This is a genomic window from Trinickia fusca (assembly GCF_003628145.1).
GTDB classification, from domain to species: domain Bacteria; phylum Pseudomonadota; class Gammaproteobacteria; order Burkholderiales; family Burkholderiaceae; genus Trinickia; species Trinickia fusca.
Genome location: NZ_RBZV01000001.1, coordinates 727,254 through 742,912, shown reverse-complemented (window position 1 = coordinate 742,912; position 15,659 = coordinate 727,254). Strand labels below are relative to the sequence as shown.

Sequence of the window (15,659 nt, the reverse complement as noted above, 5' to 3'; positions counted from 1 at the left end):
TATGAGCCACCTCGATATTCAGCGTCGCGTACCCGGGTGGTGTGCGCTCGCGGCCGCCAGCCTGCTTGCCGCAGGCTGCGCGCTCGGCCCTGACGGGAAACCGCCCGCGATGCCCTCGCCTGCCCACTACGGCGCCGACGCCGCGCCGGCTCAGACGGTCGCGGCGGGTGGCGTCACCCAGCGCTTCGACGTCGGCGCCGAACCGATGCCGCAATGGTGGCGGCTGTACCGATCGGACGCGCTCGATGCCCTAGTCGACGAGGGCCTGCGCAACAGCCCGACGCTGGCCGCGGCAAAGCAGTCTCTGGCCTCGGCACGCGAGCAGCTGCGCGCACAAATCGGCTCGTCGCTGCTGCCCTCGATCGATGCGAGCGGGCAAGCCACGCGCCAGCGCAACCTCGGCATCCCCGAGGCCGGCCCCAACACCGTGCTTTACAACGTGTTCGTCGGGCAATTGCAGTTGCACTACACGTTCGACCTGTTCGGCGCGGCGCGCTATGCCAATGCCGCGCTCGGCGAGCGTGTCGACGTGCAGGCGTTCGAGCTCGATGCCACGCGCCGTGCACTGGCTGCGAACATCGTCGCAGGCGCGATCAACGTCGCTATGCTCAAGCAGCAGATCGATGTCACGGAGCGTCTCGTTACGCTCGCAAGCGAAACGGCTGCGGAGGATGAAAAGCGTTACACGTTGGGCGCCGTTGCGCATGCGCAGTCGCTTGCCTCGCGGCAAAGCGCAGCGGCGCTGGCGGCCAACCTGCCCGCGCTACGTCAGCAATATGCGGCCTCGCGCCATGCGCTCGCGGTGCTGCTGGGACGTACGCCCGATGCCGCACCTGAACCGCTCGATCTGGCCAGCCTGTCGTTGCCGTCATCGGTCCCGGTCGTGGTGCCGTCGACGTTGCTGCGCGCCCGCCCCGACATTCGCGCAGCCGATGCGGCCGTGAAGGTTGCGGCAGCGGAAGTCGGCGTAGCGACGGCACAGCTGTTTCCGAGCTTGTCTTTGACGGCGTCGATGGGTCAAGGCGGCTTCAGTTGGGCGAATGCGCTCTCGGGCGCGGGTGCGCTATGGAGCATCGGAGGTTCGCTCACGCAACCGCTCTTTCACGGCGGCGCGCTGCTCGCGCAGCGGCGTGCGGCCGTCGATGCCTACCAAGCCGCGCTCGAGCAGTACAAGGCGGCCGTGTTGTCGGCATTCCAGAACGTGGCCGATTCGCTGGCGGCATTGGAACACGATGCGCAAACGCTCGATGCAACCGACACGCAAGCGCGCGCCGCGCAGCAGGCCTTCACCGAAACCGATGCACGCCATCGCCTCGGCGCGGTGCCCGCGACGGCGGCACGCCAAAGCGAGCAGCAGTATCTGAGCGTGCAGCTCGACGCGATTCGCGCTCAAGCGCAGCGGCTCAGCGATACGGCCATGCTGTTTCAAGCGATGGGGGAATTGCCGGCGGTACAAGGCGGGTAGCCGGCGCGGCCGAAGCAACCCGTGAGTGAGGTATGCGGTGGTTCGGGCACGCGGGAAACGCGTGCCCCTTCGTGGCGAATCGTCGGCCTGCGGCCAGGACGTTTCTGGCGCAAGCTGCAACCTGTCCGAGAACTGGGGCCGCGATAGCTCAACTAGACTAGCGCTCACGCCGCTAGAAGATATCTGGGTGGCTTCAGAACGACGCCGAGATATTTGCCCATGCCCAAGCTCATTCCAATCGTATAAGCGTAGCCCCGAGGGCGCGCCCAAGCTCACCGAAGTCCCGCGCCTAACGTGCAACTGGGCGGCTTCCTTGCAAGCAACGGCGACGATGAGCCCGGCACCAAGACCATATGGGAAGGCTTGCAGAAAGTCATGACGGCGCCGAAACCCTACGCGCTCTTCGGCGCCATGCCCCTTGAGCCGAGATGTGTATTAGGAATCGTACCTTTTCACCAGGACCACTTAACAGGAGAAAAATGAATGCATGATGCCTTTATGAATCTCATGCGCTTGAGAATGTTTCCGAGCGAGACCGCAGGCAGAAATGTATTCTTTGTAAAAAATGCGAGCATACCTGGAGTTCCAACCGGCGGCCGAGTTAACATAGCAACGACCTTGATCAATGGAATTAATGAATTAACGATTAATCGAAGCGAAAGCGGTCGTGATTTTTATTTTCCATATGTTCACGGAGTGGGCAATGTCACTGTTGGGCCGGTTAATGGTATTGCAGAAGGCACGATCGTTGTAACCGGTGGAATGAATGGATGTGCACTGGAGGTGACGGTACAGAACAATCAATTTGTCTTTCATCATGATAGCAACGGAAGATGCATGGGGAGAGTACGCAATGCCGGGGCTACAGTATGTCGGATTGAGGCCAATGCATATTGGCGAGGCGACGGCGCAGAGCGTTACAAGTATCCGCTTGTTCAGTTTATCTGCGTTTATCGTCACAATTGGTGGCATGTTCTGAGCTTTGGCATTTACACAGATGGAGGCTCAACCGTGAAGGGTGGGTTTGATCCTATCGGCGGAAGATATCGCGGCTACTTCAATGAGAACATCAGGTTGATGCAGAGATAAGGCGCGACAGTGCGCCGATTTCGGCCGGTCACGCTGACCGTCTCGGCCGCCGTGCTCGCCCCGATTCCGCTGCTGCGCACGATTCCGGCAAAAGCTGCAAACTGTCCGAGAACTGGGGATGCGATCGCTGAACTAGACTAGCGCTCACGCCGCTAGAAGATATCTGTGCGGCTTCAGAACGATGCCGAGATATCTGCCATGCCCAAGCTCATTCCAATCGTCGCGAATAAGTTCCTTCGCGCCGGTCAGCTTTAGAAGAAAGTTCTATACCCGATCAGAAAGCGAAAGCGCGCACGTACTTTGCCTACGAATACCACGGGTGGCATTTTAAGCAGGAGCGGAAATATACGTGAGGAATGTCCCGGCTGGCCGCGACCATCGCCGCGACGCTTATGCAACAACGCCCCGCAACAACGGAGGCGCCACCAAAGGAGAGGGCAATGCGATTACGTGGTCCGCTTAAATATTTTTTTGACTTCAGCAGTGACGCTCAATTTGATCCATCATTGGACAAGTCATATAAAAGCGATTATTCGACACTAATTTACCACAAAGTCAGATACATCCATCAGCAACACATCAATCTATGCGGAGATGCCTGCATAAACATGCTTATGGCATTCCACAATAGGCCATACCGGATGTCATTGAATAACCCGCGAGGCGTATTGGATGGAACAAGTTCAGGTATACTCATAAGCCAACTTCAATCGGCCGGCCTTACACCTTCATTGCCCAGAGATAGGATTGGCCAAACCGCCTTGACGATGAATGACCTGGCAAAGTACCTGATTGTCAATGGCCCGGTGATTTGCGCATCAAAGGTGCGCTATGGTGTAGTTAGTCATTGGATTCTTTTGATTGGAATTAGCGAGAGCGAAATAATATACCATGATCCTTGGCGCGGGCCAAATTTGAGGATGTCTATCTCGGCATTTAATAATTGGCTTGATTGGGAAGAAGTATTTTCGATGATCGCCGTAGCGCGTCGACATGGGATCTCAACGACTACTTCCCCCCCTACTACCGCCAATCACTTTCGCCCGTCCGGAACGTGATTTCCGAGTTGTCTTTGGTCAGGCTTGGTGCGAGCTCTCGTGCAGTCAGCGTTACAAACGAGGCACCGTAGAGGCTGGAAAAGGATTTGAGCGAGGAGAAGAACGATGAAGAATCCTGTTTTGAGTGTAGGAAGGCTTCTGATAGGCAGGGGCCCGACAGCGATCGAGGCGCTGTCTCGTTGGGCGCAGCGCACGCCGCATGCGAAGGCCGATGGCGTGGACCTGCCGTTGGCCATCGTGGGCAGACCCGGCGCGCAGCCGTTTGACTGGCAACACGTGCTGGCTGGGTTGCGGTTGGGGCAAAGTTCGGCAGCGCTCAATCTGGTGGGAACGCAGAGCGGCCCTCCATCGGGCGGGTTTGCGAAAGTCGAGGAACTCCAGAAAAGCATGCGATGGCAGAAACAGACCGCACTCGAACTCGGCAAGGGGCTGGAGATCAACGGAACGGTAACGAAAATCGAGAAGTACGATCACCATGAGATCGTCGCGACTGTTTCATCGCCTGGCTGTCCCCCGCTGGAAATCATCGCGAGCGAAGTGATTGCAGCGTTAGGTGCCGGGCCCGAGAGGTCGGTGAATGTGCCTACCCAAAAAAGGCATCTGGGCATCGAGCGCCCGTTTGGGGAGTACCTCACAGGGTCGCAGGGGGTCTCAACCGGTTTGGTGGTCAAAAGCGGCAGCATCGTACTGATCGTCGGTGACGGACCGACTGCGATGTGGAACGCGGAGGTCTGCACTGCCTATGGCGCGATACCTTATGTCGTGGGGCCCAACAATGGACGTGCCTTCCTCAGCGCAAACCCGGGAGGTCGCAACAGCCAGACACTGAGATTTCTACGCGAACACGGCCTTCTTTTCACCGGCGACATCGCGGGATTCGAGGAACGTAACCAGCTCAACGATTTCGGCGACATGCGCGAGCCTGGGATACTGGTGTACTTCAAAAATCTCACCAACCTTTCAAACGGGTCATTCAAATCGTCGAGCGTACTGCCGGTATCGAGGGTCGTCAGCGCGATCGGTTCCTCGGCCCCGGCGATGTCGTATTTCGCCCCGTATATCGTCAGCGATATGGCGCCGCTCGTGGTCCACGGTCAGGAGGGGCGAGCCGCAGTAGGAATTGCAACGACACACCGGGACATTGTTGTGGTGGGAGCCCAGTCCCATTCGCTTGGGGTCAGCCAGGGTCTCGACGCTCTTTTCAACGCCCCAGGCACCCAAATCAGTCAGCCGCCGCCGGGCATTCTTGCCAATCGCGCGAATATTCGCTCCGTGATGCGCGAGTATGCGCGGATCAAGTTAGGAGCGCGAGTCGAAGAGATGCCCCTGATCCGTGCCCTGTTCATGGATGGCGAACTGGATGCGATGACGTCGAGTCACGTCGAGTTGAGCCAATACCTGCAGAACAGGGCTGGCGTACCGAGGCTGGCGGCCGCCGAGATGGCGGTAAAAATCCTCGAAAAGCGCGGCGACTACCACAAGAAAAACCGCGATTTCACAAACCGCGAACTGGCCGCCCTGCTGAAGGAGATGAACGTCAAGGTGGGCGTTGTTGCATAAATCGAATTTGAAGTCGGAGTTCGCTCTGTGATGTGCCTCGTCGGCCGGCGGCTAAAGGAACCTCCGCCCCCCACGCATTGCGAATCGTCTGAGAACACTCACGACGATCGCTCGACTGATGCCCTGTGCGTCACGCTAACCAATCCGTCACACACCCACTGGAGCCAAATATGACCGATCCGAAACAGATCAAAGCGTACATCCCAGATGCATCAGGGCAGTTGGTACGCCTCACGGCGGACTCCCTCGTTCTGGAATTCCCTTCCGGCGACTCCTTGGAGATCTCCTGGGAAGCGCCGCATCCCGATGATCCTCGCCCAGTCAGCGCTCAAGTATGGGGCGGACGTCGCGTTTCGACGGCACCGTCAGAGGAAGAAATCAATGCCATAACCCGCACGACCTCGGTTGCACTGTTACCCTCAGCCTCAAACCTCGTTCTTATCCATCCCGACTCGTATCCGGTCCGTAAGCGCGATTAGAATTTCGCTCCATATGATCGGGAACGGGTTATCCGCATCGTTGATCGGCGCGCCGGACCTCGGCCTTTTGACCATGAGCGAAATGGTCGAGCGTGGGCGCGCATTCGCTGATGCCGTCGACGTGAAGTTGCTGAGCTTTCCGGTGTCATCGACACTCGCCTACGCGGGGATGATGACGTTACTTGCTGAGCATGTTCGCGTGCGTGGGACAACGGCGGCGAGCCCGCAACCACTGATGCCACTGGACGAATACGACGCGGTACTCGGCAGGTCCGGCTACGCCTGAGCTCACGTACCAATTTCCTGTGACGAGGGCCCACGCCGTGAGCGAATTCAAAGAATCGTCACTTGACCAATCAGAAATTTCGCTGCGACACGACCATCGTATAGCGACGACAATCTCTTTCGCTCGTGTGAAGCACGATTTCCGTGTTGCCTCAGGTCATGCCAAGCGCGAGCGGTGCTATCGATTGCCTTCACGGCGTTCGAGTGTTTACCGACCGAGAAACCCATGTCCCGCTTCATCCCAGCGGCACCGGGACACTCCACCACAGTTCCCCGTCGCACTGTCACACATTGATCCTGTATGAACATCACAAAGGAAGTCACCCCCGAAGAAAAGCGACTACTTGAGATCGGCGATGCCGTAATCAAACAGGTCAAACAAGACCTACACTTCGGTAGCTCAAACCAACAAGAGTCCTACAACGCGTATGGGCCGGAAGCGAAACTGCGTACGCGGTTTGCGCGACAGCATAATGCCCATCCCCAGAAAGAGGGCAGGCATCCCCGACGTATGGCCCTCGCCGCGGTTGTCGCCGGGGCCGGGAACTGCGGCGAGATGGCGGCCTGTGCGTACGTCCGGTGCCGCGAGAGCATCGGCCCGCAATACCAAGTGCTGTGGGTGAGCGCACGGAACGCCGACCACTCGTTTTGCCTGCTCGGTAAGCTCAGCTGGTTTCAAGGGCATTTCATCGTCGTCGACCCGTGGCCGACTCAGGCTCAGGCCGTGCTGTACGAAGACCATTTCATGTACACCCTCGGTAAGCTACCGGAGGTCCTTAAACGCAACAACGGCAAGGGCGCGAATATCTTCAACAAGTATGCGCAAGAGCAACTCGCTCTCGAACGACAGCTAGAGGAATTTCTTCAGTCTGCCAAGCGTACGCACATCCCGTTCAGAGGCTACAACCAGCAGTACGTAACCCGAGAACCTGGGACAATCACCTACCGTCAATCCGGAGTGCAGAGATGCTACTGATGTTCGCTCTGAGGAAGTGCTTCGGCGGTTGCACGTAGCGAGCCGATGGACTAGGCGCAGACCTTCCCAGCATGGAAAAGCCCGTCCTTCTGTCCTTCCGTCTTTCTGCACGGCAAGGACGGGCGATCTGCTGGCGCTCACACCCGTCGCGTGTTACGCCACACCCGCCATCCGTTTCTTCTCCGCCTTCAGCAAGAAATAGTTGATGCCGATCACGCCCACCGTCACGACACCGATAAACAGCGTCGCCAGCGCATTCATCTCGGGATTCAACCCCAGCCGCACCCGCGAGAACACGACAAGCGGCAATGTCGTCGACCCCGGCCCCGACAAGAACGCCGACAGCACGAGATCATCAATCGACAACGTGAACGACAACAGCCAGCCCGACATCAGCGCTTGCGAGATCAGCGGCAGCGTGATCGCGAAAAAAACCTTGAACGGCGTCGCCCCCAAATCGAGCGCCGCTTCCTCGAGCGACGGATTGAGCTCACGCACGCGCGACTGCACGATGATCGCGACATACGACATGCACAGCATGACGTGGCCGATCCAGATCGTCACGAGCCCCCGCCCGCCCGGCCAGCCGAGCCACTTGCCCATTTCGATGAACAGCAGCAGCAGCGAGATGCCCTGAATCACCTCGGGGATCACGAGCGGCGCGTTGATCATGCCCGTGAACAGCGTGAAGCCGCGAAAGCGACCCATGCGCGCGAGCACGAAGCCGGCCCACGTGCCGATGAAGACCGATGCGAAAGCCGTCAGCAACGCAATACGCAGCGACAGCCAGAACGCCGTGATGAGTTCGTCGTCGTTCGCGAGCGCCGCATACCAGCGCATCGAGAAATGCGTCCACACCGTCACGAGTTGCGACTCGTTGAACGAATAGACGATCAGGCTCAGGATCGGGATGTACAGGAATGCGAAGCCGATGCCGAGGGTCACCAGCTGCAAGGTGCGATTCGGTTTGATCATCGGCGCGTTTCCAGTTGTTTGGCTTGAAAGTACTGGAACAGCGCCATCGGCACGAGCAGCAGCAGCACCATCGCACACGTGACGGCCGAAGCCATCGGCCAGTCCGCGTTGTTGAAGAACTCGTTCCACATGACGCGACCGATCATCAGCGTGTTGGCACCGCCGAGCAGTTCGGGAATCACATACTCGCCCACGGCCGGAATGAACACGAGCAGACACCCGGCGATGATCCCGTTCTTCGACAACGGCAGCGTGATTTGCACGAATGCCTTCCACGGCTTCGCGCCGAGGTCGTAGGCGGCCTCGAGCAGCGTGAGGTCCATCTTCACGAGGTGCGCGTACAGCGGCATCACGAGAAACGGCAGAAACGAGTACACCATGCCGATATAGACGGCCGCATTCGTGCGATACAGCTCGATCGGCGTATGGATCAGGCCGATCGCCATCAGGAAGTTGTTGAGCAGCCCATTGTTCTTGAGGATGCCGACCCACGCGTAGACGCGAATCAGGAACGACGTCCAGAACGGCAGCATGACGGCCATCATCAGCAGATTGCGCGAATTCGGATTCGAGCGCGCGATGTAATACGCCATCGGATAGCCGATCACGAGGCACAGCAACGTCGTGACGGCAGCGACGAGCACCGAATTGACGTAGGTCGCGAAGTACAGGGTGTCGCTGAACAGAAACGCGTAGTGCTGGACGTTCAGCGCGATCTGCACGACGCCGTCCTTGATGGACGTGAGCTCGGTGTACGGCGGAATGCCGAGCTGCAGCTCGGCAAAGCTGATCTTGACGACGAGCAGGAACGGCACGAAGAAGAACAGCAGCAGCCAGAGGAACGGCCCCGCGACGACGGCCGTACTGCCCGTCAGCCTGAGGCGCCGGGCCGGCCACATGGCGATCGAAGTCAACAACGCTTTCATGACGTCAGCACCACCCCTGCGCTCGCGCTCCAGCGTACATAGACCTCGTCACCCCACGTCGGCGTTTCGATCTCGGAGAGTGCGAGGCTCGAGACGCTTGCGACCACCGTCTTGCCCGAGTCGAGCTTGACGTGATACAGCGAATGGCCGCCGAGATACGCGATGTTCGACACCGTGCCGCGGCCCCAGTTGTAGGCGCCTTCGGGCGGCTTGCGCGTGAGCGCGATGCGCTCGGGCCGCACCGAGATCGTCACCGGCATGCCGAGCGGGCCCGTGATGCCGTGGTTCACGTACAGCTGGGACGGCAGATCGGACGTTTCGACGAAAATGTGGTCGGGCTCGTCCTCGATGACATGCCCGTCGAACAGGTTCGTCGAGCCGATGAACTCGGCCGAGAAACGCGAATTCGGGTACTCGTAGACTTCATGCGGCGTGCCGAGCTGCACGATGCTGCCTTCGCTCATGACGGCCAGGCGCGAAGCCATCGTCATCGCCTCTTCCTGGTCATGCGTGACCATGATGCATGTGACGCCGACGCGATCGAGAATGTTCACGAGCTCGATCTGCGTGCGCTGACGGATCTGCTTGTCGAGCGCCGACATCGGCTCGTCGAGCAGCAGCAGCTTGGGGCGCTTCACGAGCGAACGCGCGAGCGCGACGCGCTGCTGCTGGCCGCCCGAGAGCTGATGCGGCTTGCGCTTGGCAAAGCGGCCCATCTGCACGAGCTCCAGCGCGTCGTGCACGCGATCCTTGAGCTCGGCCTTGGGCACGCCCTCCTGCTTGAGCCCGAACGCCACGTTCGCTTCGACCGTCATGTGCGGAAACAGCGCGTACGACTGGAACATCATGTTGACGGGCCGGCGATACGGCGGCAGCGTCGCGAGATCTTCCCCGTCGATGAGGATCTTGCCCGAGGTCACCGCCTCGAAGCCGGCCAGCATGCGCAGCAGCGTCGACTTGCCGCAGCCGGAGCTGCCGAGCAGGGCGAACAGCTCGCCCTTGGCCACCGACAAACTGACGTTCTTGACGGCCACCGTTTCGTCGAACTTCTTGACGACGTCGACGATCTGGACAAAATTCTCCGTCGACGTCCCTTCCGCCGACGCCATACCCATTGGGCGCGCGCCGCTACCGGCCTGCGAGCTCGCTTGATCACTCATGATGTGCTGCTTGACTCCACTCGTTTGACGTACAAAGCCCCCGGCAACGGTCCGGGGGCTTCTTGATGCCACGTTCGATGCCGCCTGGGCGGCACATCTGTTTAGCGGCCCGACTTGAATTCCGTCCACAGCCGCGTTTGCAGACGCTGGATTTCCGGCGGCAGCGGCTTGAGCAGGAACAGCGTCTTCACGACGTCGGCCGGCGGATAGACGGCCGGGTCGTTCGCGATCGTCGGATCGACGTACTTCTTCGCTTCGGCATTCGCGCTCGGGTAGTACACCGCATTGGTGATCGCGGCGTGCACTTGCGGCGTTTCGATGTAGTTGATCCAGTTCAGCGCCGCTTCCTTGTGCCCGGCATCCTTCGGAATCGCCATCACATCGAACCAGACCGGCGCACCGCCCTTCGGAATGTAGTACTCGAGCTTGTACGGCTTCTTGGCCTCGAGCGTACGGTGCTTGGCGATCACGACGTCGCCCGACCAGCCGTACGTGAAGCAGATGTCGCCGCCGACCATGTCGTTGATATAGCCCGACGAGTTGAACTGCGTGATGTACGGACGGATCTTCTTCATCATCGCGAGCGCGGCCTGATAGTCGGCCGGGTTCGTGCTCATCGGATCCTTGCCGATGTAGTGCAGCGCCGCTGCGAACACCTGGTCGGGCGCATCGAGCACCGACACGCCGCACGTCTTCAGCTTCGAAATGTTCTCAGGCTTGAACAGGATGTCCCAGTTGTCGAGCGGCACGTTCTTGCCGAGGATCTGCTGGACCTTCGTGACGTTGTAGCCGAGGCCCGTCGTGCCCCAGGCCCAGGGCACCACATATTTGTTGCCGGGGTCGGCGCCGGCCACGAGCGCCATCAGCGCCGGGTCGAGATACTTCAGGTTCGGCATCTTCGACTTGTCGAGCGGCTGGAAGATGCCCGCTGCGATCTGCTTGCCCGCGTAGTTGCTCGTCGGCACGACGATGTCGTAGCCCGAGTTGCCGGTCAGCAGCTTCGCTTGCAGCGTGTCGTCGCTGTCGTAGTTGTCGTAGCGAACCTTGATGCCCGTCTGCTTCTCGAAGTTCGGAATAGTGTCCTTCGCGATGTAGTCGGACCAGTTATAGACATTCAGCTGCGTGTCCTTGGCGGCCGCGCCTACGGTGGCCGTCGCGCAAAGCGCGAGCATGGCGAAGTGTCTCAACATTTTTGCTTTCATCCGCTTCTCCGTCCGGATCGACGAGCCGGCCGATCCCCTATTCCCAAGCCCTTGCCGCCGCGTCAGGCAGGCGACTCCTAAAAAACTCGAAAACTACCATCAAATGCGCCGCGCAATCGAAAAAAACGCCGACCTGTCGCACAAAGGGTACAGCGCCCCTTCGCACGCCCAGCCGACGTCCGCTACGCATCGTTCGTCTTCTACCACGCACGGCACGCCGCGCGCAAAGCCGCGCAATTTTATCGGGTTATCGGCACGTGTCCACCACGAAAATAATCGATGTCATCTTCTAGTCATGGTCAGGCGCGGTCATTTCCTTCGATTGGCTTTCATCTCGTGCGGACCCGCCATGCCGGAACGAGGTGCCGTGTGCGCTAACATGGAGCCTTCGTCGGCCCCTGCCGACCGCCATTCGTCCCTTCTTTCCCTGTTACGACCTGCTTCGCGATGACCTCCGAACTCCATTCCCGGCCCGACAGCCCCTGCATCGGCGTGTGCTCGACGCTCTTCGACGAGATATGCAAAGGCTGTGGCCGCACGGCCACGGAAGTCTCGAACTGGGTCTTCCTCAGCGAAGACGAAAAGCGTGCCGTCTGGTCCCGCATCGAACGCGAAGGCACGGCCATGCGCTTTAAGTACGACCGAGACTGAGCCCGTCCGCTTACTCTCTACTCTCTATATAGACGACTGAAACGCAAAACGCCGGCTCAGCCGGCGTTTTGCGTTTGTCCCCGTCTGCCGCGGCGATCAAGTCCACGGCAGCTCGGGTTCAGTCCCTCATGCTCAGAACTTCATCCCAACGCCCACGCCGACGACCAGCGGATCGATGTGCAGCGTGCCGAGCGAAGTCCCGTTCAGCGACGTCCCCGTTTTCATCCAGATCTTCTTGATGTCCGCGTTCACGAACAGGTTCTTCGCGACTTGAACGTCGACGCCTGCTTGCAGTGCCGGGCCGAAGCTGTGGTTGTCGGTCGCGATCGGCTGGTTACCGGCGTGCAGGCCGTTGTTGTAGAAGAGCGTGTAGTTGAGCCCGGCACCGACGTAAGGACGAATGCGGCCCGCATGATTGAAGTGGTACTGCAGCAGCAGCGTCGGCGGTAGGACCCCGATGCCGCCCAGCTTGCCGAGGCTTGACGTCACCTGATGGCGCGACGTACCCAGAATCAGCTCGACGCCGACGTTGTCGCGAATCATGTACGTGAAGTCGAGCTCGGGCACGAGCGCATTGTTGACGCCGACGTTCAACGCCGGCAGCGTGTTGTCCGTGCGTGCAAGCGGCTCGATGCTGATCGCGCGCAGCCGCACGAGCCAGTCGCCCGCATGAATGGCGCCGCTCGCGGCATCGGCCGGTGTGACGGCTGCAGTCATACTCGTGCTATCGGCCGCCTGGGCCCCTGACGCCGCGCCAAGCGCGCTCAAAAGACAAACCGCTGCGGTCAGCGTCGTGATGCGTTTGTTCATGTTGTTTGTTCCGGTCGTTGTAAAGCCCCTATATTTTTTAGGGGCTTTACAACCCGGGGCTTGACCGCAGTCAAGTCAGTGCATATGCGGAGCGGCATGCGACAGCAGGTCGCGCCACGCCGGTCAGCAGCAGCTCGAGCAAGTCGCGCACGCTGCGCATCTCGTTGCCGAACGGCAGCGCTTCCTTGCCTCGGAAGAACAGGCCGTTCGCGACGTCGCCGCGCAAGGCCGCGCTGAGCCGCGTGTCGATGCAGAAGTGGCCGAACTGCTCGATGCCATCACGCAGTCCGCACGCATACAGACATTCGAGGGCCGTCGGGCACGCATGCCGGCGGCAGCCGATCTTCGTGCGGATGCGCGATTCGTTGCGCAGGTAGCGCGTGAGCCACGGCGTCTTGACTGCCCGCGCGGGCAGTCCCGTCACGCTGATGAACTCGACAATGTCCTCAGGCCTCGCATCGAGCAACACGCGCTTGAAGTTCGGATGCGCGTCGCCCTCCTCGGTCACCGCGAACGCCGTGCCGACCTGCACACCGTCGGCACCGGCCTTGAGCCACCGGGCCACGGCGTCGTGACCGTCGATACCGCCCGCCACAATGAGCGGTACGGCCGCGCGCGAGATGCCGAGTTGCTCGAACACGAGCTCGAGGTCGGCAAAGATGCGCTCGAACGCAAAGCGCGGATCTTGCATGTCATCGAGATTCGTGACACCCAGGTGCCCGCCGGCGTGTGCGGGATGTTCGATGACGATCGCGTCGGGCAGGCGCCCTTTCCTGGCCCACTTCTTGAGCACGAGCGCGACGCCGCGCGCATCGGAAAGAATCGGGATCAGCGCGATGTCATAGCCTTGAGTCAGGTCAGGCAGATCGAGCGGCAACCCAGCCCCCATCACGATCGCGTCGGCACCTTGCTCGCAGGCGACGCGCACGTAATCGGCATGCGCACTGACGGCCTTCATCACGTTGACCGCGATCATGCCGCGCCCTTGCGACACCTGCCGCGCGGCCTCGATCTCGCGGGCGAGCGCATCGAGATTGGCTTGCTCGAGCGTGGCGCGATCGGGGTTGGCCTCGCAGCACGCGATCAGGTCGGCGTGATGGTGACGCAGATCGATGCTGGCGATCGTGCCCAGCGCACCTTCGCGGGCGACGCTGCCGGCGAGCCGATGCGCGGAAATGCCGACGCCCATGCCGCCTTGCACGATCGGCAACAGCGAGCGACCGCGAATCGTGAGTGGTGCGAACGGATGAGAAGGAAACATGATGCGCGTGCCCCGAGACCAAAGCGGTGATGCTCGCGCATCGGGCAAAGGCATGCATTGCCGAGGATCAACGAAGGCCGTCGCGGGCGCCGCCGATCGGCGGTTCGTTGATCTGGGTCATGGGTGCGCCGCCAAGACAGAAATCGTTCGACGCGCGCTAAAACGCCACGCGGCGCATGCCCGAAAAGGCAAGCGCCGCGCAACGGTGGAGCCAAAGCCAACAGCAGCCGGCGAACACCGGTGCTTCGCTCACGTCAGTCTCATGCCCCCTTCGGCATCTTGAACTGCAGCGACTTGTACTCGAGATACTCTTCGAGACCGTACTTGCCGTTCTCGCGTCCGTAGCCCGATTGCTTGAAGCCGCCGAACGGCGCTTCCATGTTCCAGGTGCCACCGTTGATGTCGATCTGCCCTGTGCGGATGCGTCGCGCGACACGCGTCGCACGCTCATCGTCGCCGCCCCACACCGCTCCGCCCAGGCCGTAGATCGAATCGTTCGCAATGCGAATCGCTTCTTCCTCATCCGTGTAGGTGATGATCGACAGCACCGGGCCGAAGATTTCCTCTTGCGCGATCGTCGACTGCGGCGGCACGCGGCCGAACACGGTCGGCTTGACGAAGAAGCCCTTCGTGAGCCCTTGCGGCATGCCAGGGCCGCCCGTGACGAGTTCGGCCCCTTCGGCGATGCCACGCTCGATGTAGCCGAGCACACGATCGCGTTGCACGGCCGAGGCCAACGGTCCAAGGCGCGTCGCATCGTCGCGCGGGTCGCCGGCCACGTAGGCTTCGGCGGCCTCCTTCGCGAGCGCGCGCGCCTCTTCATAGCGAGACTCGGGCACGAGCATGCGCGTATGCGCCGAACAGGTCTGCCCCGAGTTCAGATAGCAGGCGCCGACCGTCGTTTTGACGGCCGTCGCGAAATCGGCGTCGTCGAGAATGACCGAAGCCGACTTGCCGCCAAGCTCGAGCGCGACGCGCTTGACCGACGCCGCCGCCAGTTCGGCCACGCGCTTGCCCGCGCGCGTCGAGCCCGTGAACGACACCATATCGACGGACGGATGGCTCGCGAGGACTTCACCGACGACGGGCCCATAACCGCTCACGAGATTGAAGACGCCGGCGGGCAGCCCGGCGTCGTGAATCGCTTCGGCGAGGATGAAGGCATTGAGCGGCGCGACTTCGGAGGGCTTGAGCACGATCGTGCAGCCCGCCGCGAGCGCAGCCGCCACTTTCAGCGTGATCTGGTTCAGCGGATAGTTCCACGGCGTAATGGCCGCCACCACGCCGACGGGCTCGCGCACGACGCGCGAATTGCCCAGCTGTTCGTCGAACGGGAATTCGCGGGCCAGCTTCGCGTAAGCATTCCAGTTGTAGACGGGGCTGCCGACTTGAATCGCACGCGAGAGCTTCAGCGGCATGCCGACTTCGCCGCTGATCAGCGGCGCGAGTTCGTCGATGCGCGACTTGAGGTTGACGGCGATCTTTTGCAGGTAGTCGGCGCGCTCCTCCGGTTTCGTCGCGGCCCAGCCCTCGAACGCGAGCTTCGCTGCCTCGACGGCGGCTTGCGCATCGGCTGCGGTGCCTTCGGGAATGCGCCCGATGACCTCCTCGGTGCCTGAATCGATCACGTCGATCGTGCCGGTGCCAGCCGGCTTCAGCCACTTGCCGCCGATATAGTGGTGTTCATATGTTTTCATGGCGATCCCGTCTTTTGGATTGGATGCCCTATTGTACTCAGCGGTGGCGATGGCCGTAGCCGATA

At 60.8% G+C, this 15,659-nt stretch carries 15 protein-coding genes; 8 read left to right on the top strand and 7 right to left on the bottom strand.

Going from position 1 to position 15,659, the window contains the following annotated elements:
• Position 1 precedes the first annotated feature (1 nt).
• From D7S89_RS03060 to D7S89_RS03035, 7 genes are all read left to right on the top strand, one after another.
• The gene (locus D7S89_RS03060; RefSeq protein ID WP_121275458.1) at positions 2-1,465 is read left to right on the top strand and encodes an efflux transporter outer membrane subunit; all 1,464 of its coding nucleotides are present in this window, start codon (positions 2-4) and stop codon (positions 1,463-1,465) included.
• Between the two features lie 483 nt (positions 1,466-1,948).
• Positions 1,949-2,554, top strand: coding sequence for a hypothetical protein (locus tag D7S89_RS27090; protein ID WP_147426585.1), 606 nt, complete (start codon positions 1,949-1,951; stop codon positions 2,552-2,554).
• Positions 2,555-2,910: 356 nt separating this feature from the next.
• Complete coding sequence (locus D7S89_RS03050) at positions 2,911-3,612, top strand: papain-like cysteine protease family protein (protein ID WP_121275456.1); 702 nt, start codon at positions 2,911-2,913, stop codon at positions 3,610-3,612.
• A 105-nt stretch (positions 3,613-3,717) separates the two neighbouring features.
• The gene (locus D7S89_RS03045) at positions 3,718-5,172 is read left to right on the top strand and encodes a hypothetical protein (RefSeq protein WP_121275454.1); all 1,455 of its coding nucleotides are present in this window, start codon (positions 3,718-3,720) and stop codon (positions 5,170-5,172) included.
• Positions 5,173-5,342: 170 nt separating this feature from the next.
• Positions 5,343-5,651 carry a hypothetical protein gene (locus D7S89_RS27085; protein ID WP_147426584.1) on the top strand — a complete coding sequence of 103 codons (309 nt, stop codon included), beginning with the start codon at positions 5,343-5,345 and terminating at the stop codon, positions 5,649-5,651.
• Between the two features lie 13 nt (positions 5,652-5,664).
• Positions 5,665-5,937, top strand: coding sequence for a hypothetical protein (locus tag D7S89_RS03040; protein WP_121275452.1), 273 nt, complete (start codon positions 5,665-5,667; stop codon positions 5,935-5,937).
• A gap of 300 nt (positions 5,938-6,237) precedes the next feature.
• Positions 6,238-6,912, top strand: coding sequence for a hypothetical protein (locus D7S89_RS03035; protein WP_121275450.1), 675 nt, complete (start codon positions 6,238-6,240; stop codon positions 6,910-6,912).
• A 153-nt stretch (positions 6,913-7,065) separates the two neighbouring features.
• Here the strand turns inward: D7S89_RS03035 and D7S89_RS03030 are convergent, their stop codons facing one another.
• From D7S89_RS03030 to D7S89_RS03015, 4 genes are all read right to left on the bottom strand, one after another.
• Positions 7,066-7,884 carry an ABC transporter permease subunit gene (locus D7S89_RS03030; protein ID WP_121276048.1) on the bottom strand — a complete coding sequence of 273 codons (819 nt, stop codon included), beginning with the start codon at positions 7,882-7,884 and terminating at the stop codon, positions 7,066-7,068.
• The gene (locus tag D7S89_RS03025) at positions 7,884-8,813 is read right to left on the bottom strand and encodes an ABC transporter permease subunit (RefSeq protein ID WP_121275448.1); all 930 of its coding nucleotides are present in this window, start codon (positions 8,811-8,813) and stop codon (positions 7,884-7,886) included. Before D7S89_RS03025 ends, D7S89_RS03030 begins: the two co-directional genes overlap by 1 nt.
• Positions 8,810-9,973, bottom strand: coding sequence for an ABC transporter ATP-binding protein (locus tag D7S89_RS03020; RefSeq protein WP_121275446.1), 1,164 nt, complete (start codon positions 9,971-9,973; stop codon positions 8,810-8,812). The genes D7S89_RS03025 and D7S89_RS03020 overlap by 4 nt, the downstream gene beginning before the upstream one ends.
• 101 nt (positions 9,974-10,074) lie before the next feature.
• The gene (locus D7S89_RS03015; RefSeq protein ID WP_121275444.1) at positions 10,075-11,175 is read right to left on the bottom strand and encodes a polyamine ABC transporter substrate-binding protein; all 1,101 of its coding nucleotides are present in this window, start codon (positions 11,173-11,175) and stop codon (positions 10,075-10,077) included.
• 447 nt (positions 11,176-11,622) lie between these two features.
• Between D7S89_RS03015 and D7S89_RS03010 the strand changes: the two genes are divergently transcribed.
• Positions 11,623-11,826: a DUF1289 domain-containing protein gene (locus tag D7S89_RS03010; protein WP_121275442.1), complete on the top strand. Its 204-nt coding sequence runs from the start codon at positions 11,623-11,625 to the stop codon at positions 11,824-11,826.
• A 132-nt stretch (positions 11,827-11,958) separates the two neighbouring features.
• Here D7S89_RS03010 and D7S89_RS03005 read toward each other — a convergent pair whose 3' ends face one another.
• From D7S89_RS03005 to D7S89_RS02995, 3 genes are all read right to left on the bottom strand, one after another.
• Complete coding sequence (locus tag D7S89_RS03005; protein WP_121275440.1) at positions 11,959-12,636, bottom strand: OmpW/AlkL family protein; 678 nt, start codon at positions 12,634-12,636, stop codon at positions 11,959-11,961.
• A gap of 70 nt (positions 12,637-12,706) precedes the next feature.
• Complete coding sequence (locus D7S89_RS03000) at positions 12,707-13,897, bottom strand: NAD(P)H-dependent flavin oxidoreductase (protein ID WP_121275438.1); 1,191 nt, start codon at positions 13,895-13,897, stop codon at positions 12,707-12,709.
• Between the two features lie 260 nt (positions 13,898-14,157).
• The gene (locus tag D7S89_RS02995) at positions 14,158-15,594 is read right to left on the bottom strand and encodes an aldehyde dehydrogenase family protein (RefSeq protein ID WP_121275436.1); all 1,437 of its coding nucleotides are present in this window, start codon (positions 15,592-15,594) and stop codon (positions 14,158-14,160) included.
• Positions 15,595-15,659 lie beyond the last annotated feature (65 nt).

Excerpts from the sequence above, each read along its gene's own strand:
- D7S89_RS03005 (WP_121275440.1), bottom strand. The coding sequence starts at position 12,636 with ATGAACAAACGCATCACGACGCTGACCGCAGCGGTTTGTCTTTTGAGC.
- D7S89_RS03045 (WP_121275454.1), top strand. The coding sequence starts at position 3,718 with ATGAAGAATCCTGTTTTGAGTGTAGGAAGGCTTCTGATAGGCAGGGGC.
- D7S89_RS03060 (WP_121275458.1), top strand. The coding sequence starts at position 2 with ATGAGCCACCTCGATATTCAGCGTCGCGTACCCGGGTGGTGTGCGCTC.
- D7S89_RS03025 (WP_121275448.1), bottom strand. The coding sequence starts at position 8,813 with ATGAAAGCGTTGTTGACTTCGATCGCCATGTGGCCGGCCCGGCGCCTC.
- D7S89_RS03035 (WP_121275450.1), top strand. The coding sequence starts at position 6,238 with ATGAACATCACAAAGGAAGTCACCCCCGAAGAAAAGCGACTACTTGAG.
- D7S89_RS03015 (WP_121275444.1), bottom strand. The coding sequence starts at position 11,175 with ATGAAAGCAAAAATGTTGAGACACTTCGCCATGCTCGCGCTTTGCGCG.
- D7S89_RS03020 (WP_121275446.1), bottom strand. The coding sequence starts at position 9,973 with ATGAGTGATCAAGCGAGCTCGCAGGCCGGTAGCGGCGCGCGCCCAATG.
- D7S89_RS27090 (WP_147426585.1), top strand. The coding sequence starts at position 1,949 with ATGCATGATGCCTTTATGAATCTCATGCGCTTGAGAATGTTTCCGAGC.
- D7S89_RS02995 (WP_121275436.1), bottom strand. The coding sequence starts at position 15,594 with ATGAAAACATATGAACACCACTATATCGGCGGCAAGTGGCTGAAGCCG.
- D7S89_RS03000 (WP_121275438.1), bottom strand. The coding sequence starts at position 13,897 with ATGTTTCCTTCTCATCCGTTCGCACCACTCACGATTCGCGGTCGCTCG.
- D7S89_RS03050 (WP_121275456.1), top strand. The coding sequence starts at position 2,911 with ATGTCCCGGCTGGCCGCGACCATCGCCGCGACGCTTATGCAACAACGC.
- D7S89_RS03010 (WP_121275442.1), top strand. The coding sequence starts at position 11,623 with ATGACCTCCGAACTCCATTCCCGGCCCGACAGCCCCTGCATCGGCGTG.
- D7S89_RS03040 (WP_121275452.1), top strand. The coding sequence starts at position 5,665 with ATGATCGGGAACGGGTTATCCGCATCGTTGATCGGCGCGCCGGACCTC.
- D7S89_RS27085 (WP_147426584.1), top strand. The coding sequence starts at position 5,343 with ATGACCGATCCGAAACAGATCAAAGCGTACATCCCAGATGCATCAGGG.